Raw genomic sequence first — 22,042 nt, forward strand, 5'->3', positions numbered from 1 at the left:
CTGGTGAGGCAGGCTTTTTTATTTTTGCTCCCGGCGCGGAGAGGGCGCTGCGGGCGGGGTTGCGTGATAACACCGATTCAACGGTGGGATTTTAACCTGCTCCTGGGGCAGTTGCAAATGAAAGGCCACACTCTTTATACTGCCGACTGCTGAATCTTTCACCTTTCAGACCATACCCGTTTCAAGTCCTGACTGCCGGACGGGTGGTGCCGCAGGCAGTGCCCCGGTCTGGAGCGTGATGACACAGATTCAACACCGGTGATCCTGCGTCGACAGGCAGCGTAAGGGTAAGATGCAGGGATTGCGCTCCTTTAACAAGGAGAAAGCGGATGGACACACTCACGCGCAAGCTGGTCGTGCTCATCGCCGCAGCGGAGTTTTTACTGGCCCTGCTGCGGTTGATCGATCTGCTGAAGTCATCACGGATTGAAACGCACCTAAGGGGAAACGCCCGTTTCCCCTTTAATAAACAGTTGCGCCGTTTTCATTACCGCAGAAAAGCAAAAAGCCTGCTCGAAAGCAGGCTTCTTAAATGTGGCTCCTCTGACTGGGATCGCCTTTGCCAGTAACTGGCTAATAAGCAAACTAAACTTAAATTCTTATCCTGTCAAGACCACCAAAATGACCACCAATCGAAGTTGGTTATATAAAACTGATTTGAGCGGTCTCGTGCATTTGGTGATCGTTACTATGATCGTATCTACAAGGGCAGTCTGCTCTGTGCTCAGGCTGTGTGAAAACCGGCTTAGCTCAAAGCAATAACCGAATGCGAGACAAAACCAGCGTATTTAAGTTAAATCTGCGAGTTCTTACCAGGGAACAAATCGCAGTTCTCGCGTAGACGCACGTCCTATAGTTTGTAGTTAGAGTTTTCACACAGCATGTGCCTGGAGCGGACGTTGTTAACGAGAAGATCATGAGAAAGCTGAAGTCGGTATAGGTGTAGCCAATGTGGTAAATGAGGGTTGAAACTATGAGATGTAAAAACTATTTCCGGCTATGTCAGACATTTCCCTGAAGGAACTTAAAGTTCCTCGGTAGAAGTATAATATTATGGTTATCATAATTAGCAGAGCATATACTAATAGAGTACAACAGGAACTCTATTTTAATGATTTTATTAGGGAGCAATGTCAATGCTTAAAAATTGGAATGATTTAGAAAGTTATACCCAATATGTCTACTCGACCTTGCTTAACCCTCGAGATAATGGAGTGGAAGTTAGTCGTAACGTTATCCTTAAAGGATTAAAAGGTGAATATCAAATTGATGTATTTTACCAATTTGAAAATGCAGGCTTTATACATCGTGTAGCGATAGAGTGCAAATATCACAATCGCCCGCTTGATCGTGATACTATTATGCCATTTTGCAACAAAATTACTGATATTGGAAATATTATTGGGGTTATAGTTAGTAAGTCTGGTTACCAAAGTGGTGCAAAAGAATACGCTGAAAAACATGGCATTACTTTGTTGAAAACTGAAGATTTACCAAGATTTAACATTTTGGTTGCGGATTATTTGATAAATTCAATTTTACCTACAAAAGACTGGATCGGTGAGCCTTTTTGGATTTTGATGGAAAGAGAGGAAGATAACGTTTCAGGTTCATACTACAAGTTTGCACAAAAGCATAACGGAAGAGATGTAATGCCTTTATTCTTTTCAAAGCGTGAAGCAATCGACTTTCTAAATGAATTTGAGCAGGCACCGCATTTCGCAATAAGAGGTGTTCCGCAACATTATTTAAAACGTTTGATCGCAATAACAGAGCGTTTAAACCCTTTATTCTTCTTAATGCTTCCTGCTTTGAATGAAGAACAAGCGAAAGGTTTATTAATTGAACCAATTGAATTAATGAAAAGATATCTGTTATCAGAGATATTGCCAGAGGAATATCAAGAGTTTTACGTTAAAAGGAAGTTGCGTAACAAGAATGAACTTACTCTTTTAAAAATATTGAAAGCAATGAAAGGTAAAATTGGTGCAGAATTGGCGGACAAAATTTTAAAAAAGAAAAATAGGTAATTACGGAGTCGTGATCCCGGTAACCGTTCAACCTGAAGTGCTGGCGTGAAAGATGAAGCGGAGGGCCATTTGATGAAATAAAAGATTAAACATTCGATGCAAAGCAAACGGTCCGCTGTGTGCCAAAAGCGGAAGTGATTAACATCCATATGTGTTGTTCAACGGGGAACGGGTCACTTCATTTTTCTGCCCTCAGGAAACGAAAAAAGCGCGCCGGATCAAATCTGCTTCACGCGAGTGCGTTAATCACGTAGCCGGGACGTTTCAACCTCATTAAGATGGCGGAGACACTTTCTGTATGAAGGATACGCCGGTGATAGGCTCACAATGGAATAAATGGGATTTACACATCCACAGTCCCCTGACATGGCTGGCCAACAGCTATACTCCGGATGATATTGAGAATTATGTTGGCACGCTGGGGGCGCATCAGCTGTCCCTCATCGCTGTGACGAACTACTTTTATTTCCGGCAGAACGAACTGGAAATCATCCGGGAGGAGATTGCCCGGCAGGGTCTGGCGATTACAGTACTTGCCAACGTGGAATTCCGTCTCGATCAGCAGAACCGGGATGACCAGTTCATTAACATTCATATTCTCTTTTCAGAAAAGCTCTCAACCGAGCGCATCAATGAAGCCCTTTCCCGCCTGCCGATCAGGCTGACGGATGGTGAGGGGAAGAATGTCTACTGCTGTGAGAAAAGCCTTGGCGACAGCGGGCACGGTGTCGATACCATCACTGTTGCACTGTCAGAGCTGACTTCCCATCTTAATTCCGCGCTGCGTCCATTCCAGGATTTTCTAATTGCAGTGTGCCCCAACGGTTACGGCGGATATCGTCCGGGGGGCACCGGACGGTCCGTAGCCGCCGCGACCGAGATTGACCGGCAGGGACAAATAATTTTCGGTGGTGCCGCCGATCGTGCATTTTACCTGCGGACCGACCGTTATCCCGGCGCCACAATCAAACCCGTCTTTCTGTGTTCGGACTCGCACAGCATGGCACAGATTGGCGGGCGTTATACGTGGGTAAAGGCGATGCCGACTTTTGAGGGACTCCGGCAGGCCCTACTTGAACCCGAGTCTCGACTGAGGATAGGGGATGACTGGCTAGCCACTCGCACACCCAAGGCCCACTTCAGTAAGATCGAGGTGGAAGGGACAATTTTTGACGGGCAGGAGATCCGTTTCCGGCAACTGGCAATCCCCCTGAGCCAGGACATGGTCGCCATTATCGGAGGCCGGGGAACCGGAAAAAGTCTGCTCCTCGATGCGCTTCGCTCCCGGTTTGCCGGAGCCGCCACCAGAGGAAGTGAGCAACGTGCGGTGAATGTGCAGAATCTCTGCGTTGAACTGGACAAGGCCAACGGGGAAAAGGTGCGCTTTGATGCACATTCAGAAGGATATGAATACCTTCACGTATCGCAGGGCGAGATCAAAAAACTCTGCCAGGAACCCGGTCTTATCAGCGACGAGATTAAAAAAATGCTGCGACTGTCTCCTCACCATGAGGCCGGCAGTACGGGCATTCAGCTGAACGAAAACCTCAGTGCCTGGCGCGCATGGCGTGAGTTTCTTACCTTTAAAAATGAGCGTGATGAGCCGATCAATACGCGGGCATTTCAGGAAGCCATGGCGAGAACGGCCCGGGAAAAAATTGATGTCCTGACCAGCAACCGTAACAGGGAGCTGATCGCGCGATTTCGTGACAACAGCGGCCGGCAGGCCACCCTGACACAGGCAAGAAAACACGCCACCGGGCTGCAAACAGCGATTGAAACCGTCGCTCGGGATCTAATTACAAAAATTGACGCCGTCAATGCTGCCGTCGATGACGGCACGGTTATCCCGTACCCTGATCTGTCATTGCTTGATGCCGCCGTCGGGACAAAGCTGGCCAGCATTGACGAGCATACAGCCCGGCTTGCCGAGGATGATCGCCGTATCATTTCATCGTTTCAGGAGCAGGGGTTAGGGCAGGATATCGCTGGATTACTGGAGAAGGTGCAGGAATATCAGCTGCAGGCGGATCGTGCAGATGAACACTTGGGCACTATTGACGCCCGGGAGACACAGTATCAGCAGGAATTACTCCAGCGAGGCCTACTGGCTACCGCGTTTATTGACACGCTGCTGACAAGGCAGGAAATTATCGATACTGCTTATGGCTCTCTGTCCACCAGACCACACCTGACTGAAGATCAGCAGGCGCTGATCCGAGATATTCTGACGGACATTCGTATTTACGGCCGGCCGCATTTTGATGTAGCGGCGTTTTACAGCGGCTTGCTGGATCATATGAACCGCGGCCGGTTCAGGGCTTCCGCTGAACTGACATCTGTTGAAAGGCTACGCGATGTGTTCCAAGTGCAAACCATTGCTGATTTACATGCACTGCTCTCCAACGCTCCTGTAATGGCACTGCCGGAATGCTCAGACAGGAAACTCACCATTGAAGAATTTCTGTGGCGCATTGAGTACTTTAACAGCCCGGGACCATATGCCCTTCTGAGCTTCCTATTCAACCCGGAACATATCCAGCAATACCTGAGCGTCAGGGCAGAGTTTGAATACAAGGGAAAAACCGTCGAGAAACTGTCTGCCGGTCAGCGCGGAACCTTTTACGTCTGTCTCAAACTGGCTACGGATGCGTTTGGCTCACCTTTTGTTTTCGACCAGCCGGAGGATGATCTGGATAACGATTTCATCATGCACAATCTGGTGCCGCTGTTCCGGAAAATCAAACAGTACCGTCAGGTCATCATAGTGACTCATAACGCTAACCTAGTGGTGAACTGTGATGCGGAACAGGTGATAATTGCCACAAACGATGAAGAGGTGATCAGTTACCGTGCAGGGGCACTGGAGTACGGCGATCATGACGCACCAAACAGCATGCGCAAAGCAATTTGCGATGTGCTTGAAGGGGGCCGCCACGCATTTGAGGCTCGGGAGCAGAAATACGGCATGCTCTGGCTCAATTCCTTATAGAGAAGAGCTTAAGGAAGAGAACCGGAGGTTCAAACAGCAGTTTGTGATCTGGTAATACAATGCATACAAACATGGAATGACAGAACATCAACTTAATACTCGGTTGATAAAGATTGACCGGGAACGTTCTGACGGTGAAAAACGATGATAATCACGGTAGAAAAATTTTTCGTAATATTGATCATAAAGGAGATTGAAAATGATTGATCAGTCTTTTTCAGCAAAAAATTTTAGAAGAATATACGACCTAGATAGGAAAAACAAAGGTACTATAGAAGTTGAACACTTTCCTGATGCTTATAAAATTAGGAAGAAAATGATAAGGTTAAAAGCTTTTATTTACTGGCACTCAAGAAGACTTAAAAGTGGTCAGATTAGCGCTGCTAAATTTGAAGAAAAGGAAAATATAATTAATGCGCATATTAAACTAAGGAAAGAACAATATAATAATGAAGTAAATGAAAAGTTGAAGATTATTGCAAGTAATGTCAGTGTAAAAGGGTACACGTTACCTTTGACGTTATTGCCACAACAAGTGAAAAATAAAAGTGTATATTCAATTGGAAATTCAGTTGAAGAATTATTTGTGTCTCGGCAAATAAAGTGTATTTTAAGCGCGTTATATACAATAAAATCAAATAATAGGGATCTGATTATCAGTCGCCTAAGCGCTTTGGCTAAGGAAATGAGTCCAAAGTATATAATTAGGGCCGATGTTGAAAGTTTTTATGAATCTATAAATCATAAGTCTTTATTAGATATGTTACATTCATCACCTAAATTATCTGTTCCTCCACGTCGGGTGATTACTCAGCTAATTAGAAAATATCAGGCTTTAACTGGATTAGATAAAGGGGTGCCTCGTGGTGTAGGCATAAGTTCGTATTTATCTGAGCTGTATATGAGTGTTGTAGATGATAAAATAAGAACCTTACCAGATGTTACTTATTATGAACGATTTGTAGATGACTTGATAGTAGTTTTCTCGCCAAATAAAGGGGGGAATACAGATGACTATCTCCCCAAAATCACTAATATTATAAATGATAGTGGCTTGTTCCTAAATAATAAAACAAAAGAATTGGATTTATTTACACAAACTAATAAAAACTTTGAATATCTAGGATATAAATTTCAGCTAACAGCTGGAGGTTGTAGTATAAAAATGAGTTCTAATAAAGTTCAAAAAATTAGAGGTCGAATTGATAAAACATTTGATGAATATAATCAGAGTGTTAGTAAAACACCGAAGAGAGCAGCAAAAAATATTTTGCTTAGAATGAAGTTTCTTACCGGAAATACTCGGCTTTATAATAGTAAGTCAAAAGCTTTTGTTGGCATATATTTTAGCAATCGATTCATAACTGATTTATCTGACTTAAGTGGATTAGATGCTTATTTGTCGAATAAAATAAATGGATTGCAAGATCAGAAACTTAAAAAAAGAATTAGTAGATTTTCTTTTAAAAAAGGTTTTGAAGATAAAGTTTTCAGGAAATTTAGTTTCATCGAATTTAGCGAGATATCTAAGGGATGGTCACATGTCTAAAAAAGCATTATCTATAAATTTCCCTATAGAACGAGTAGTTCTTTCCGATTTTTTACCATATGAAGTTCCTATTATTTTTTCAAATAGACATTTTTATAACTTTATTGTTAAGTATCAAATAAAACATGATGGATTGAATTTTATATGGTTAAAGAGAGATGACTGTTTAAATAGTTTAATACTACTTTTATTGGGGCTTGAAAAGGGCACTGCAACAGTTGAAATAGTTGTTGATGGCATTAGTTATATTAAAACAAATATCGAGCATGCTAAACTGCCTAGTATTGCCTTTACTTTTCCAATTTCGCATAAACATAAAGAATACAGATACTTGTCTCTAATGCATCCTAAGGGGCAGTTATTAGGTGTTGATTTTTATAGAAATTATAAAGATTTAATAACATACTATTCTAATGTTAGCCCACTCAGCCTCAGATCAGCAAAAAGGGTCGCTGGTTGTACTTACATCGATTCCAAGTCTCTTATTGAAAGTTTTGAGAAAGAAGATTTAAGTATTGAGGTTGAAGGTCAGGATTATGAAAATTTAAAATCTTTTTTTGTTTATAAGAAATATCGTAATATTTTTGAGTTTTATGAATCTGAAGATCATCATTGGTGTGAAAAACGTTTTAATTTCCTCTCTAAATTAGATGTATCGAACTGTTTTGATTCAATATATACCCATTCAATTTCATGGGCTGTTTTGCAAAAAAATTATGCAAAACAACAGTTAAATAAGACAAAATCGACATTCCCATTTAAATTTGATCAATTAATGCAGAGGTCTAACTACAACGAAACAAATGGCATAATAATTGGACCGGAATTATCCAGAATTTTTGCAGAGATAATAATGCAGTCAGTGGATAACAATATAATTAATGATCTTAATAAAGAGGGTTTAGTTCTTGGGGGAGATTACCAAATATATCGCTATGTCGATGATTATTTCATTTTTTATAATGATGATGATGTGTTCAATAAAATTAGAATAAGTGCTCAGACAAATTTAAAAACTTACAAGCTAAGTTTGAATAAATATAAAGAAGAGAAGTTTTCCCGTCCAATAATAACTCCCATAACTATTGCCAAGAAAAAAATAGCGAATTTGATATCTGAAAGAATATCTTATAACATCATTGACAATGATTCTTTAGACGAAGATTCAAATAAAGGCAATGTCTATATACATCAAAATAGTTTATCTACCGACTTTAAATCGATACTTTCTGTATCAGGCATAACATATTCGGATATCTTAAACTATTCATTGTCTATAATTGAAAGGAAAATCAAGACACTTTTTAAAGATTATAAAGAACTATCAAAAGAGGAAAGTGGTGACCGCCAACTAATTAATGCTATTGTATCTGTGGTGAATTTCACATATTTTATATATGCAGTTGCCCCGAAAGTGAATAGCACCATAAAATTATGCAGGATAATTCAGCAAGTAATTATGTTTGTTAAAGATCAAAGATTAGGCGAGGAATATCAACATATTGTATTCAAATGCGTATTCGATAACTCGTGTTCTATTTTAGACAAATATTCTGTTGATAAAACAACACCTATTGAAACTTTGTATTTGCTGGTGTTAATCAGGCAGCTTGGTAAATATTATTGGCTAGGCGAGAAAAGCTTAATAAAATATTTTAATATTGGCTTTGATGGCGACACCTACACATTTGATGATAACTTAAATTACTTTTCTATTACTTCTTTATTGTTTTATATGAGTGACAAAAAAAGATATGGTGGAGTCAGGAAACATCTTTTGATTCATATTGAAAACATTTATAGCATGAAAATTGATACTCTTCTAAATGAGTCTGAAATGGTTCACTTAACGTTGGATCTAATAGCTTGTCCTTACATACCTGTTTCTTTTAAAAAATCTTTGCTTTCTCGTTATGGTATTGATAAATCTTGTGTGAAAAGAATTATCTCATTAAATGAATATTGGTTTACAAAATGGAATGACTTTGATTTTGCAAAGGAACTGGACGCGAAACTTAGCAACGCTGTATACTGAGAGGCAGCGCATCAGGCACCCTTAATGGCTGTTGGCAGCCGCACACACCAGCGCTAACAGGTATGATTGCCCTATGCATGGGAATTATGCTTGGCGAGATTCGTCTGAGTCTTTCCGTTGAGATAGCCCCCTACTACACAGCTTTGGCCTATGTTGTAGGGGGTTGTCGATACTAAAATGACCTAGGTACCATTCTCTCCAGCTTGGAGATACATTGGTGTCAAAACTAGCCTGAGAATTTTCTTAAATACTTAATCTAAATTAATCAGTGTGCCAAGACTTTGCTCGGCGTTCTTGCATGTTTGATTCGTTGATTACCACAAATATAACAAGAACATGAACAAGTTGCTTGGTAAATTTCCCCTACAACTTTCGGTGTTTTAGCCACCGCAGTTCGATAGTTTTTATTTTGGATTTCAACCGAGATATATGGTGGCGCCGCCAGGCCCGATTTCTAACCATTTCCATTCACTCCAATTTTCGAACGCGGCGTCATACCGCGCCCTTATCAATCTTTGGAGTTTGATATCAACCTGATTTTTCATGAATATCTCTCAATTTGATGGCGCAATATATCATTAATTAGCAGATGAAAAGTCTGACACTCCACATTTTCATCTAGGCTCCACGTTGTCAGCTATAGGACAGGCGACAAGATCTATCAGCAGATATAGCGAGATTTACGGACGTGCCAGCATTTGTAATTTTGAAAAGCACTGGTTCTGGATCAACGCCTAGAGTGGAAGGATGCCGCTGACCTAATCCACGTGATCAGATACTCAGGCTCGATAGAGGAAGTCGCAGCTCTATTCGTTCAGCGTATTCGTTCAGAGCTGCACCCAGAAGCCTTGAAGGACGGGCTAGCTGCGCTCGGCAGGCGTTTTGGGGACGACGAGCATGGTGAAGGCTATGGGAAGGTGGGAGCTATTGCTTAAGCACGCTTCCACGGCGAAAACGACGAAGACGAAGATGAGCTTGTTGGTCGTCAGCGTTTTGCTGCAGGGTTAGCCCAGAGCTTACTGGCCGAGACTAAGAGGCAACGGGCAATCTAACGAAAACAGAATTGCCCCGTGCAAACTTGGTTTTTTGGCTGTTCCATCTTCTCACTAGTCGCTGACAAAAATGTAATGTTTAACAGGGAGTGTTATAAGGAATTTTACAAAAAGCATTACACTTTATGTATTTTCTTGGGTGTCGAGGCACCAGGAGCCCTTTCCATATAGCCTGTTATTATTACTGATACATTCAGTCGTGATGCATCAGGTAAATCTAACCGTTCTAATCAAGAGTACGTCTTTTTCCGAAAAAAATACGCGACAGGTGGTCACATCTTCAGGGATACCTTGATCTGACGATATAACAATCCGCATGAACGTCAGCGGCCCCGCGGGCAGATATTTACAAAAAACACTTATTCATCAAGCAGAGGGCAGTTTGTTGAGTAACGCCTTAAGGTTCCAGGCATCCCACGGCAGATGTTCGGTAATACCAATAATCAAAATTCTTGTTTCTGCTGAGACATCACTAATTATTCTGAGTGTCTGGGCGAGATTTAATTTCCCTACCGGGTAGACCGCCTGCCAGTCAAATTCAGGTTCGGGCTCTGCGAACAGCAGCGAGCGGAAGACGTCCGGATTGAGGACGTCCAGATCCAGATGCACGGTAAGTCGCGGTTCATCTGTAACAACGTTGAAGGTATCCGGACCATGTGTAACGGGCATAACATCTGATCTTCCGGGCGATAGGAAAACGAGGTGCCCCGTTCCCAGCAAGGGACCATCGCGAACTTGGTGTTCGCTCTGTTATAGATGTTCATCTTTGGAATCAAGCAGGTTGGACCGGAACTGCTTTTACTCATTAGGGGCCCTCGTATCCACCAGCGGTTGCGCTCATGTTTAAGCACGAGGATGCCGCCAGGAAGATCTTTGCACGTTGGCGTGAACGTCTAGGAATGGTCGATAAGCAGGACGAAATTTACATGGCGATTCTGCGTGGAATCTCCGTTAAACATCCGGCGCATTACCGTGTTCTTATCACTTCCAGGCTTTCTAATGATGAGGGCGAAACGTCAGGCAAAACCTTCATGATGGCATCACGTATGCAAACCATGCATGCAGAAACCGATGTCAACTTGAGCCGCTTTCTTGATATTTACAGGCAGTCAGGCGCGTATCTGCTTCTTCCCGCGATATTTAATGGAGGGGCTGAGCCGAAGTTTATTCCAGAGCTTGCAATCCTAAAGCGGGAGCTTAGTGTAAAGAACGCTATCGACGTGAACGAGCATGACGTTGAGGTGATGGCTCTTGGGGCGGAAGAGTATCGCCGTCGGTTCGGAACGTCAGGGCCCAGCAACAGAACTTAGGTGCTGTTATCTGATACTGTAATGAGCCCATTGACGGGGCGAGTCCTGCGTAGTGTGACGTCTGGCCCCGTTAATCAGCTGCCGGAGTGCGTGGATTGTTTGCGTTCCTCGATCCACGCTTCTACTTCGGCTAAGTTCCACACTACGCAGTGTGGCGTCAGATTGAAGCGATGCCGAAACTCGCCGCGGCGTTTCATCTCGTAGAACATCGTTTCGGCTAGCACGTCGCCACAGTCGCGGCAGGTTGTTCGCTCTCCATTTGCGACAGGTGCGCGCTTCTGGTCGTCGATCCAAGCATACAGCATCTGGGCCGTTCCCTTTTAGGTGTCGGCAGCCGGCCAACGCAACTTTCCGCGGCCGACGCGTAGAGCATCCACGAGCCGGGTTTTGCCCGGCAACCGTCCCGAGAATAGGCTGGGCTTGGGATCAACCGCTGGCTTCTTGAAGACGGCGATCCGCTGGTAGTCGGGGGTTACCAGCCAAGTCCGCGCGTCCCCTTCGTCGGTGACGATTCGATAGAGGCCAGCGGGCGGGGAGGACTCGGTATCGAGTAGGCGCTTGTAGCGTTCGACGGACCATTTCTGGATGCCTCCGCTGAGAGCTTCGGTTCGGAAGCGGGCCCATAACGCGGAGGTGTCGGGTGTTGGCCAGTCGCCTGCGTCGGTTTTGGCCGTAATCTCGTCGGATTCAAGCCAGGCCCGCATTTCTGCGGGCGTGACGAAGACTGGCTCAGCATCTTCGATGGCCGCCATTGCCGCGCGCCGTGACGGCAGGCCTGCGCGGATCAGCATCGCCATCATGAACTGGGGGACACCGGTTTCGACCGCAGCCGCAGCACCGCCCGCCACCGTATCCGGCGACCAGCCGAAGGACATGCGCCGGGTGCGGACGGCTTCTAGCGCCCAGACTAGCCGATAGGTGAAGGCATCTTCGACCGCCCGCATGTTCTGCGGTCCGATCTTGGAGACTTCTTCCCCGGACACCCAACTACGTAGGATAGCTTTCCAATTCGGCGGCAGCGCGTTCGCCTTGTCAGGGATGAAAGGCCGCATGAACAGCAGGCGTTCGCCGAGTCCGCCTAGAGCATCGGCGAGTTCGTTGATGTCGCCGCTCAACGCTGCACTGTCTGCCCTGTCGATGAGTTCGGCCAGCTCGTCCGCCATAGCGTCGATGAGGAGGCCAGCTTCGAGCCCGACTCCCATCGCGAAATGCCCGCGTCGCGTTGGGGTGGTGGTGGCTTTCCAGATGAGACCAGCGCGTGCTTCGAATACCTTCCGGTGCAGGGAAGCGACATCCTCGTCCTCCCGAGCAATTTGGCGAGCCCAGAGTGACCCCCTGAGCGCTTCGTCTAGAAGCTTAGGTAGATCGGCGCGATCAGCGTCTAGGGCTTCGATCAGACCGAATACAGTGGCGTCGAGGCGTTCGACGAGCTGAGACAGGGGCTCCTCGTCGATGGTTTCCTCCTCGTCGTCCGTCTCGTCTTCATCGTCGGTGGTAGCGTCGTATTCCACTGCGGCGGCCAGTCGTTCTGCCACCCCTGCTTCTTCGTCAGGTGACCTCCAAGCCTCGCGGGCGTTGGCGAGATATTCCCAGGCGTCATCTCTATCCAAGACACCCTCGCGCGATAGACGCTCAAGGATTTCGGCAACGATCTGAATAAGGCCGCTTTTAAGCGTCCTGGCCTTGGCAGAGGCGACCAGTTCCCTCCATTCTTTCTTTCGCCATTTGATTTTGTCGAACATGACATGGACGATCAGCCCCTCGACATCGACGAATGCACGTCCGGCGCGGCCGGCCACGTTCGCGAACTCCTCGCCTTTGATCTTCTCGGAGGCGCGATATAGCGCGGGCACAAGCAGCACGGCAGCGTTGAGATTGAGGCCCTGCGAGAGCGTCGGCGAAGCGACAATGACCTTTAGCGCTCCTTCGGATAGGAGCAGTTCCAGTTCGCGTAGGAACGGGCTCGGCAGTCGGCCGTGATGAATGGCAACGCCCACCTTCAGGCTGGCCACGGCTGGATGATTCTCGCCCAACCATTCCTTTCCGACTTCCAGGGCGCGGGCTATTGGAGCCTCGTCTTCCAGCAACGAGTCCAGATAGCCGCGCTTGCAGAGGTCCACGACTTGTTTGCCGTAGCTCTCGACCCAGTTTGCTTGGGTAGAGAAGATCAAGGTGCGCTTGCCCTGGCTCGCGAACTCCCATGCCGCGAACAGAGCGAGGTGCGAGTTCTTGCGTGGATAGGGCTTCTTCTCCTTCCCGAGCGCTGGTTTTTCCGCGACGAATTTGTCAAGGAAGGGGCCATCGTCGTCTAGATCGAGCCGTAGCAACGCGTCCTTACCTCGCCAGGTAAGCACGCCGAATCTCTGGCGCGTTGGGCGCCAGTCGGAACGCACAGGCTCCCCGGGTTCGTCGGAACGAATCCATGCGGTAAGGTCGTCGAGTTCGTCGCCGCTTGGCAGGATCGCGGAAAGGCAAACTATTCGGCGCTCTGCCGCATCCGTGCGCCGAAGTAGGCGCTGCACGAGCGTCTCATAGCGGATTTCGCGCTCACTAGGACCGATCATGTGGCCTTCGTCGAGGACGATCAGGCCGACATCGTCAATCAGCGTCTGGTCGCTTCTCAGAGCGAAGTCGAGTTTTTCGGGCGTCGCAATGATGATCTCCCGTGTGCGGAGGGCGTCTTCATCACTGGCCGAAAGGCCGCTGGCGCCGTAGAGAGAAGAGACACCAAACCCTAGTGGCGCGAAGGTTTTCCTGAAAGATCGTTCGGTCTGGGCCGAAAGAGCGCGCAGCGGTGTGACGATTAGCACCCGGCGTGCGGAGGATAGGGTCATTAACGCGGCAATCTCTGCCACTCGTGTTTTGCCCGCGCTGGTCGGCAGGGCGACGACCAGATCGTCCGTGACGTCTGTGGAGCGCTGGGCGGCTTCGCGCTGCGATGGCCATAGCTCCACCTCTGAGGTCTTGCGGGCGTAAAGTGAAGATATAAACAACCGCCGCAGGTCGGGATATTTTTCCTCCGCACCCTCGGGTGGCTCAGTCGGCAAATTCTGGTGTAGCGAGTGTTGCCACAAGTCGTCGATCAGGTGACGGCAGAGATTCGAGATCCACCACAGCGGGACGTTCTCAGCGTTGTCGGCAAGCCCGACAGCGGTGGTAAGGAGCTCTCGTGCGGCTTCGATCGGCTCGACCTCGCCCGTCTCAAGCGCGAAGTCGAAAAATGCCAGAGCACGGCAGACCGTCGTATTGAGAATTGTCGACAGCACTTCGTCGACGTCAGCGTCTCCACCCTGCAGCGCCGCCGCAATCTGCTCATCGCCGTGAGCCCCATCATTCAACCAGTCGCGAACGAAGCCGCGAAGTTGGTCGAGATCGCGCAGTATCAGGTGTCGGATCGCTATTTCGCCGGGTGAGACGTTAAGGTCTTCCTCTGTCTCGTTGAAGATTGAAAAGGCGACGGCCGAGAAGCCGGCTAGATGGTAGGCTGCAGCAGCAATAGTGCGGCGGAATCCGCGATCAGGCGACTCTGGATTACCATTGCGCACCAGGGCTTCGAAGGCGTTGGCTGCGCGCTCAAAGGCCTTGCCAGTGAGTTCTGAAGCACCAGCCTGAGCCTGCAGTGCCATTGCGCCTCGAAGCAGGGCAAAACCGTGCTCGGCAAGATCTGTTTCGATGGTTGCGCCAAGCGGCGGAGCGTTTTGCGGCAATACGCCATCCTCGCGCATCAACGACCAAGCTGCACCGCGATAGAGGAGGCGCCCGAGAATACCGTCAACTGTAGCGGCCGTCAGGAAGGTGCTTAATTCTTCAGTCGTCTCCAAGATCTTCCGCCTCTCGGTACATTGCCGCAATGAAATCCTGATGGTCTTCGACGTGAATGTTCACGACGTAGTGGTCCCTGTTGACTCCAGCGGCTTCAAGGTTCTCTTTCAGGGAAGCGTGAGGGCCGTTACCTGACACGGTGAAGAGCATGTGGTCGATGCGATCGGCTCGCATAGACTTAAGACCCACTTCGTCGCGAAGGTCGCGACCCAGTGCATTATCGCCAGCGTCGTTGCTCTCCAGCAGGCGATTGGCGACGAACAGCAGCGAGTCAGGCGTGCAGCGGCCATTGTCGCGGTCGAGAACCTTGCGGGCGGCGGTGACCGTGGTTTTGCCAAGCTTCTGGTTACTTTTAGCTTCACCTTTTAGCAGCCAGAGCTTATTGTCTTGGTAGCCCGCGCCGATGAAGTCATCGCCGCGCATGGCCATGTTACGGCCGTCCTTGTAACGGAGCCGGCGCACGGGTACCCGCAGACCGATTTCTTCCTCCACTAGTTCAGTCGCAAGGATTTCGCCGAGGTCGCCAGAGCGGCCCTTGGGGGTATTAGGCATTGCCTCGCTGAGGATCTTGGCAGCAACCTTGTATCCTAGTCGCCCTACGTCATCGGCGATGCGTTCAAGTCGGTCGTAGTGCGAGCGAATTGTCTCAGCAAGGTCCTCGCGGATATCATCGCGGCCGCCGTCCTTCTCGACATACGTCCAGTAATACTTGCGTTCATCATTTTCTTTAATGGACTCACACCACTTCTCATATAGCCCCACGGCGCTTCTCCCTTCTCCCGATCAATCAGTTCTGATAACGTCAAGATTTTCCCGATTCGAAATCGGCTTATTGAAAGAACCCATCGTCAGCGCTTTACCACGTATCTTGCAAAATGGCGTCAATCTCTTCCCGCTCAGTTTCAGTCGCGCCAATCAATGGGAAGCCGCTCAGATTTCTTTCAATCACCAACAGGCAAACATTTCTGATAATGTACCCTATAGGAGAGGAGACGCAATGTCAGAGAATAATCCACACGATGCCGCGCAGACTTTGCCCCAGGATCGGGAAACGCTGTACCACTTGGTCTGGAGCGAGCCCGCGGAACGTATAACTGTGTTGTATGACATCAGTACTGAGTTACTGGCAAAACGATGCAGCGAAATGCGGATACCCAGACCGCTTGCCGGTTACTGGAAGGCACTTGCGCATGGGACTGCACCCGCAATTCCAGCCCTGCCCGCTCTGAGAAATGGTAAGGCGGAAAAGGTACGCGAGAATGACAATTCATCAATGCAATTTCCTGCCATTACGGTATCAAAATCAGCATATTCAGTCGCCCCAAAGCAAGCTTCTGTTACGAGTAATGGCTATGGATTGATAAATGATCTCAAAACGTATCTGCCAGTCTCTTCGGTTACAGAAGATGGCTATTATAAACCTGCGAAAAAGAAATTACTGGATCTCAACGTTTCTGATACGGGATTTGAGCACGCAATTGAGTTCCTGAGCCGGTTCATTGAAGCTCTGGGGAAAAAGGGTTATCGGGTAACGCTGGATGCTCCGGGAGAAAAACTACATCGTACGGATATTGATATTAAGGAAGATCTAAAAGCGGGAGGATATCGCTGGGAGAATTTATGGCGGCCTTATACGGCAAGTATTATTTGTGTCGGTGATATGTACTTTGCGTTTAATCTTGCTGAAATGACGGAGTATGTTCCAGCGAAAAAAGTCAAAAACCGCTATATTCGTGATGAACAGATGGGACGGTGGATTCGGGGGAAAAATAGTGAGTCTTTGATACACGTATCAAAACATACTCTACCTACCGGGCGATTTCTGTTGCAGCTTTACTCGCCTTATTCTTACTCAGAATGGTTGGTACAGTTCCGTCAGACGAAACAGTGCGGGTTAATTAGCCAGATCCCTAAGATGATTTCGGCGATGCAGGAGGCTGTTCCGCTAATTTCAAAGCAGCTAGAAGAGGCTAGAATAAAAGCTGAGGAGCGGTGTGTCCAGCGTGAGCGGGAATTAGCCATATATCTTGAAAAGGAGCGGATAGGTCGGGAACAGGAAGCTTACCGTGCCAGCCGTGCCGAGCTCAAATCTATTATGGTTCAGTGGGCTGAAGATAAACGGCTGGAACAGTTTTTTCACGAAGCAGAGTCAGATACGGCAACGCTTGATGTTGAGCAAAAGGTGCAGGTTATGAAACGGCTACAACTGGCTCGCCAGTTCCTGTCAGAGGATACGGCGATAGAAAGGTTGCTGAAGTGGAAAACGCCGCAAGAGCGCTTAATAAAATAATAATATTATTATTCCGTAGGTTATAGGTTTCAGGGGTGAGGTGTGTCATTCAGCGCAAAATATTACTGGCTGACGGTTAGGTTCAAGCAATGAGTATTTTAATATTACCACTCTTAATCAGCCGCTCGCTATACCTCTCTTTCATTGGGATTTGTAGTACGGCAGCAGTCCTGTCCCCTGCATACGAATATCGGATATCCAGAGCGAGTGTACCGATTGTAGCCGTTGCGTATTGATTAAAAGCAGGATTATGAAGTCCGCTACTCTTTAAAACCGACTGACAGTTCAGGTCTGAACTAATAGCGTTAAATCAAAACCCAAAACCCAAAACCCAAAACCCAAAACCCAAAACCCAAAACCCAAAACCCAAAATCATTTCACCGCTGCGAACCAAGGGGCGCTACGCCCGCTATGTAGGTCATATCTTTTCCCTCCGTGTAATTTCTGTTCCCGTACCAGCTTCCGGTTAATCGTTCCCCAACATAACCCGTCCCACAAGTGTAAATGGCACGCATACTGCGCCCTTGCAGGCCGGAACGATGCCGGGAAAGCGAACCGTCAGGCGATACGAAGACGAAAATCACACCACTGACGGAGAAAAACCATGACTATTTCCCTGCATACTCAGACTTGCGCCCCTAACACCGCATCGGCAACCAGCGTATCCCCGCTGGACCCGTCAGGCTCCTCAAAAACGAAATTTTCCAAAACCAAAACTGATATTTATCAGACGGTTACTGACAGCATTATTTCTGCCCTTGAAACGGGCGTTAAGCCGTGGTCCTGCCCGTGGCAGCGCGTACCGGGTATGTCAGGATTGCCTTCAAATTACTCAACTGGTATGGCTTACAGTGGAATGAATATCATGTTGTTGTGGAGCAGTGCGTCAGAACAGGGATTCAAGGATTCACGCTGGATGACTTACAAACAGGCGCAAGCGGAAGGCAGGCAGGTACGCAAGGGAGAACACGGCACTACCGCCATTTTCTATACCACGCTGGAAAAGGAAAATGACAACGGAGAAACTGACTATATCCCGATGCTGAAGACGTTCACCGTGTTTAATGTTGAGCAAATTGATGGTTTGCCTCTAAGTGACGAAGCCGTTTGTCCGGCAGAGACCTTTGAATCGCTACCGCGTGCGGAAGCGCTTTTCCGTAACAGTGGTGCAACCATCATTGAGAAGGGACAAAACGCCTTTTTTGCACCATCAACCGATGAAATCCGTTTACCGGAACGTTGTCTTTTTACCGATGCTGCCAATTTCTACGCCACCGGCCTGCATGAGCTGATTCACTGGAGCGGGGCAAAAAGTCGGCTGAACCGTGAAATGAAAGGGAAGTTTGGCAGTGAGGGATATGCGTTTGAGGAGTTGATCGCCGAACTGGGAAGTGCGTTCCTGGTGGCGGATCTGGGGATCGTTGGAGAGGTGCAGCATGAAAGCTATATCGCTTCCTGGCTGAAAGCACTGAAGAACGACAAGCGCTATATTTTCAAGGCCGCCAGTGCGGCATCCAAAGCGCATCGTTATTTGATGGATAAGCTTTGAGCGGGAATGCACTGCAAAGGAATGGGGCTTTCCGTGAAAACAGTAACGCTGTAGGGACATGAGTGAGGCGGAGCGCAGACAGGGCGAGCACCGAACAGTCATGTTCCTGCAGTGGAATTAAAACAACCCCAAGAAGGGATTGATGTGTAGTTACTCCATGTGATTAATTGCATTAGCTCATATCGCTGTACAGCTTTCTCGTACAGTACACAACCAAATATGACAGTCAGTTAAGAGCGATCAACGGGCATTGCTAACATCGCGGTTTATCAATCCAAAAGGAGCAGGTCAACGGGTATAAATTATAGTGGGTTATTATTGTATTGAAAATTAAATTGATAGGCCCGCAGTTATGCGGGCTTTTATATTTGAGGTAATGTCAGGAAATTGCACCATACCTAAAAAGCATATCATGATTTTTTAGTTCGAAATTATAGAAGATGTTATTATCTCCTTTTTCTTTGTAATGCACCATCCATTGATTCAGGATTATCCATATTAACGCTGCCCTTTCTGTAAGTAATATTTTATTTTCATTTCGAGGAATGCCAAAATCCCTGGCGACTCGTTCCTTTTCATTCTTATTAAGAATTGAATTAATTTCAAGCTCAACAGGCAGGTTAAGTTTCCATAATGAGTCATAGTCAAGACTATGTTCTTTCTCTATATCTTCATTAGTTTCAGAAACGTCAATAACTCTGGAAAAATTAAAATTTTTATATCTAACAGCGGGTTGTGACGGGGCGTTTTCATGGTAAGCCCTGAAAATCCAGTTCCTGCCATCAAATAAAATAGCCAGTGGAGAGAGTAATCTGCTGTCTGTGTTTTTACTGGACGCTGAATCGTAATTGCAGAGAATTTTTTTGTTATTAAGCATTGCCCTGGTGATTTTAGAAACCTCAATTGAGTTAAGAGTTGATTTTATAAAACCAACTCTCTCGAAAGGCGTGTTGATTCTGGAGTTGATTATCTTATTTTTGTTAAACCCTTCAGCTAACATTTCTAGTGCGTCATCTACACTAAAGTCCACAAATGGAATAAAACTGTCAATCTTGATTATGAATTTCTTTTCGCTTTTATCATAATCGAAATTATTCTCTCTGAGAGAATTGTATTCCGCAATTATGCGCGTTGCGGTAATTTCAGAAACATCAAATTCTTTAGTTATATCCAGTCTGGAAAATTGTCCTTTGTAGAGCAATAAAAAATCAATAAAAGCTAATCTCAGAGCTAAGTTCTGGTCATTTTTTAGTATGTCTGTAAAAGATTTATCGGTCATGGTATCAGCCTCATGTCTACTCTAAGTAGATTCTACCACAAACCATCGCTCACATGGTTATCATTTTGATAGCCTTATAGATCGCTTTATAGGTTCGTATGTGGCATGTTTCCATGTGCAAGTGCTTGACAAAGGGCAGGCGGCATTTTAGATTAAAGCTGACTAGTGGGAATTGGTCCCACCGGTAACTTTTAGGAGCAGCCCAGATGGCTACTAACCCACCGAAAGATGGACATAGAAATGGAATGGTTAAACAGCGCTCACAGGTGTTTAATCCATTGACGGAGACATGGACTAAGCGTGATACGCAGACAGGGCGCTTTATGGATGGTAAGGCAGATGGTGATCCATTCAAAGGCGTAAGAAAGGAAAAGTAAAGTGGATGCTGTATTAAGCATCCACTTTATGATTGCACTCAGCACTTAACTTCCCCAAGAAAGTGCCTAACCCAAAGGCTGTTAATCAGAATGCCATGACGGAAGCTTCTGGTCAACAGCCAACACATAAGAGGTTCTTTTATGAACTTTCAGCATTATAGTTTAAATCATCGTCACAAGGGCGATGTGGTAGAAATCTTCTTGCAAGGAAATGCCGCTAATATTCGGGTCATGGATGATATTAATTTCCATAGATATAAAAGCCGCCAGCGTTATCAATATCTGGGTGGGCTAGCTATGAAATCACTTACTCGGATTCAAATACCAAATGAAGGAAACTGGCATGTTGCTGTTGACCTTGAAGGTTACCGTGGTAATGTGCGCTCATCTGTAAGAGTACTGTGAGATAAAAAGGGGCCTTCCAGGCCCCCAATTCATTATGAAAGCATTGGCAATTTTTGGCAGCACTGCGCGGTATGAAAGAGAAGCTTCATCAGATATAGATTTAATCGGCCTTTACGATGAGGTTGCAGTTAAATCCATTACTGAGCAGTCAGTTTCTCTTTTCATGTACCCGGAAAAAAAATTGGTCGAAATGATGACCAATGGTGATTTATTCTCTCTACACTTGGTTAAAGAAGCACAGCCTATTTATGGAAATGAGATATTCGAATGCATTTTCTCTAAGTTCAATTATAAAGAAAACTATCAGCAGGAAATGAATGTGTCGATGTTTGTCGCAGAATACATCCTTAGTAACTACGAGATGCTAAAGAATTACTCAGAGGCCAATAAGAAACTATCATGGTCACTGCGAACTTTTATCATTGCCGTTTCTGCTCATGATAGAAAACCTGTTTTTTCCAAAATTAAAATATCGGAATACTTATCTTTCCCAAATTTAACTAGTCAGGATATTTTAGTTGCTATCAATATAAAGGCATTCAAAAATAAACTGCCTGATAGTATAATGCTGAAAATAAAGGATATTTTTAGTTATCTTGCAGAGAGTAATAATAGTAGCCCAAGATGTGAAATGGACATTGAACTGGCGACATCAATTATAAAAAAAATTGGGAATGGTTATTCTGGTTTATTTGTTGGCGGTCAGTAAAATAGTCCGGCAGTTCAGACGGGCTGAATTTTTTAAAATTTATAGCTATTTCCTGCAGTGACTGAACGCTTAGGCGCTGGTTGACGTCACAAGGGCTAGTATCTACGCCGCGGAACCAGTACTCGCGGTCAAAGATATTATCGATTCTGACATAGCCGTTAAGCATGGTGCTGCCAGATTTGTACAAGTACCGGCTTACCTTGTATTCCGTATCCAGTAGGACGGCATCTGGCACAGAGCAGCCTGTCAGATTAGGTTTAGCCTTGTGCCTTATGGTGTTAGATCAAATCGAACTAATACAGATTAACATCTGCCCGGAGTGCCAGCAGCCGCCGTTCCAAATTATCCAGTCTTTCTTCGAGGTCATAGCTCTGCTGCTCAATATCTTCCAGCGTTTCTGACAGAACATCACGAAGCAGCACAAAATTTGCCTGTAGAGCATAGACAAAATCGCTGCCGCGAGTCAGTAACGCTTCGCGCGGTATGTCCTGCAATGCGGAATGCGTCATCCATGTCACCAGCGCTTTTGCGCTCATTTCTGTCAGTACGTCCGAAAGTCGGTCAGTTTCTCTGTTCATTCTGGAGTCCTGTCTGTTCTGATGTTGGGGAGTATTTCGAAAGGGCATGATTTCCGGTCGTTGTG

Annotated in this window: 17 protein-coding genes; 11 read left to right on the forward strand and 6 right to left on the reverse strand. The window is 46.3% G+C overall.

The annotated features are described in order from the left end of the window. The first annotated feature begins 329 nt into the window (after nucleotides 1-329). The 5 genes from ENGE1_RS29435 to drt3b all read left to right on the forward strand — a co-directional run bounded on the left by ENGE1_RS29435 (nucleotide 330) and on the right by drt3b (nucleotide 8,606). The gene (locus tag ENGE1_RS29435) at nucleotides 330-569 is read left to right on the forward strand and encodes a hypothetical protein (protein WP_064360477.1); all 240 of its coding nucleotides are present in this window, start codon (nucleotides 330-332) and stop codon (nucleotides 567-569) included. 567 nt (nucleotides 570-1,136) lie between these two features. Next, nucleotides 1,137-2,030, forward strand: a complete 894-nt coding sequence (locus tag ENGE1_RS01935) for a restriction endonuclease (protein ID WP_158296419.1) — start codon at nucleotides 1,137-1,139, stop codon at nucleotides 2,028-2,030. Between the two features lie 313 nt (nucleotides 2,031-2,343). Continuing rightward, entirely contained in the window at nucleotides 2,344-5,022 is a 2,679-nt protein-coding gene (locus ENGE1_RS01940) for a TrlF family AAA-like ATPase (RefSeq protein ID WP_064360534.1), read from the forward strand. A gap of 199 nt (nucleotides 5,023-5,221) precedes the next feature. Continuing rightward, nucleotides 5,222-6,571 (forward strand): antiviral reverse transcriptase Drt3a, encoded by a 1,350-nt coding sequence (drt3a, locus tag ENGE1_RS26510; RefSeq protein WP_073971286.1) that lies wholly within the window; start codon nucleotides 5,222-5,224, stop codon nucleotides 6,569-6,571. Continuing rightward, entirely contained in the window at nucleotides 6,564-8,606 is a 2,043-nt protein-coding gene (gene drt3b, locus ENGE1_RS01945; RefSeq protein ID WP_064360479.1) for an antiviral reverse transcriptase Drt3b, read from the forward strand. The genes drt3a and drt3b overlap by 8 nt, the downstream gene beginning before the upstream one ends. A gap of 1,418 nt (nucleotides 8,607-10,024) precedes the next feature. Here drt3b and ENGE1_RS01950 read toward each other — a convergent pair. Beyond that, nucleotides 10,025-10,327, reverse strand: a complete 303-nt coding sequence (locus tag ENGE1_RS01950) for an arginase family protein (RefSeq protein WP_064360480.1) — start codon at nucleotides 10,325-10,327, stop codon at nucleotides 10,025-10,027. 170 nt (nucleotides 10,328-10,497) lie between these two features. On the opposite strand from ENGE1_RS01950, the gene ENGE1_RS29005 reads away from it, so the two are divergent. Further along, nucleotides 10,498-10,968, forward strand: a complete 471-nt coding sequence (locus ENGE1_RS29005; RefSeq protein ID WP_064360481.1) for a hypothetical protein — start codon at nucleotides 10,498-10,500, stop codon at nucleotides 10,966-10,968. Nucleotides 10,969-11,042: 74 nt separating this feature from the next. On the opposite strand, the gene ENGE1_RS29010 is transcribed toward ENGE1_RS29005, so the two are convergent. Genes ENGE1_RS29010 through ENGE1_RS01970 form a run of 3 tightly spaced genes read right to left on the reverse strand, consistent with a single transcriptional unit; the run spans nucleotide 11,043 to nucleotide 15,552 of the window. Continuing rightward, entirely contained in the window at nucleotides 11,043-11,273 is a 231-nt protein-coding gene (locus tag ENGE1_RS29010; protein ID WP_081214691.1) for a helix-turn-helix transcriptional regulator, read from the reverse strand. A gap of 15 nt (nucleotides 11,274-11,288) precedes the next feature. Next, entirely contained in the window at nucleotides 11,289-14,789 is a 3,501-nt protein-coding gene (locus ENGE1_RS01965) for a DEAD/DEAH box helicase (protein ID WP_064360482.1), read from the reverse strand. Then, complete coding sequence (locus ENGE1_RS01970; protein ID WP_049264815.1) at nucleotides 14,776-15,552, reverse strand: HamA C-terminal domain-containing protein; 777 nt, start codon at nucleotides 15,550-15,552, stop codon at nucleotides 14,776-14,778. The genes ENGE1_RS01965 and ENGE1_RS01970 overlap by 14 nt, the downstream gene beginning before the upstream one ends. 235 nt (nucleotides 15,553-15,787) lie before the next feature. Here ENGE1_RS01970 and ENGE1_RS01975 point away from each other — a divergent pair, with 235 nt between their 5' ends. After that, the gene (locus ENGE1_RS01975) at nucleotides 15,788-17,080 is read left to right on the forward strand and encodes a hypothetical protein (protein ID WP_064360483.1); all 1,293 of its coding nucleotides are present in this window, start codon (nucleotides 15,788-15,790) and stop codon (nucleotides 17,078-17,080) included. Between the two features lie 604 nt (nucleotides 17,081-17,684). Next, nucleotides 17,685-18,629: an ArdC family protein gene (locus ENGE1_RS01980; RefSeq protein WP_064360484.1), complete on the forward strand. Its 945-nt coding sequence runs from the start codon at nucleotides 17,685-17,687 to the stop codon at nucleotides 18,627-18,629. 379 nt (nucleotides 18,630-19,008) lie between these two features. Here ENGE1_RS01980 and ENGE1_RS01985 read toward each other — a convergent pair whose 3' ends face one another. Further along, complete coding sequence (locus ENGE1_RS01985; RefSeq protein WP_064360485.1) at nucleotides 19,009-19,908, reverse strand: WYL domain-containing protein; 900 nt, start codon at nucleotides 19,906-19,908, stop codon at nucleotides 19,009-19,011. A 206-nt stretch (nucleotides 19,909-20,114) separates the two neighbouring features. Between ENGE1_RS01985 and ENGE1_RS28935 the strand changes: the two genes are divergently transcribed. The 3 genes from ENGE1_RS28935 to ENGE1_RS01990 all read left to right on the forward strand — a co-directional run bounded on the left by ENGE1_RS28935 (nucleotide 20,115) and on the right by ENGE1_RS01990 (nucleotide 21,399). Then, on the forward strand, nucleotides 20,115-20,285 hold the full coding sequence (locus ENGE1_RS28935; RefSeq protein ID WP_169804715.1) for a hypothetical protein: 171 nt from the start codon (nucleotides 20,115-20,117) through the stop codon (nucleotides 20,283-20,285). A gap of 141 nt (nucleotides 20,286-20,426) precedes the next feature. Further along, on the forward strand, nucleotides 20,427-20,690 hold the full coding sequence (locus tag ENGE1_RS26525) for a DUF1883 domain-containing protein (protein ID WP_073971287.1): 264 nt from the start codon (nucleotides 20,427-20,429) through the stop codon (nucleotides 20,688-20,690). A gap of 34 nt (nucleotides 20,691-20,724) precedes the next feature. Continuing rightward, on the forward strand, nucleotides 20,725-21,399 hold the full coding sequence (locus ENGE1_RS01990; protein WP_064360486.1) for a hypothetical protein: 675 nt from the start codon (nucleotides 20,725-20,727) through the stop codon (nucleotides 21,397-21,399). Nucleotides 21,400-21,692: 293 nt separating this feature from the next. On the opposite strand, the gene ENGE1_RS01995 is transcribed toward ENGE1_RS01990, so the two are convergent. Further along, a complete protein-coding gene (locus tag ENGE1_RS01995; protein ID WP_064360487.1) occupies nucleotides 21,693-21,977 on the reverse strand; it encodes a hypothetical protein in 285 nt (94 codons plus the stop codon). Nucleotides 21,978-22,042: the final 65 nt, after the last annotated feature.

Origin of the sequence: Pluralibacter gergoviae ATCC 33028 = NBRC 105706, assembly GCF_001598855.1 — a bacterium.
Lineage (GTDB): Bacteria > Pseudomonadota > Gammaproteobacteria > Enterobacterales > Enterobacteriaceae > Pluralibacter > Pluralibacter gergoviae.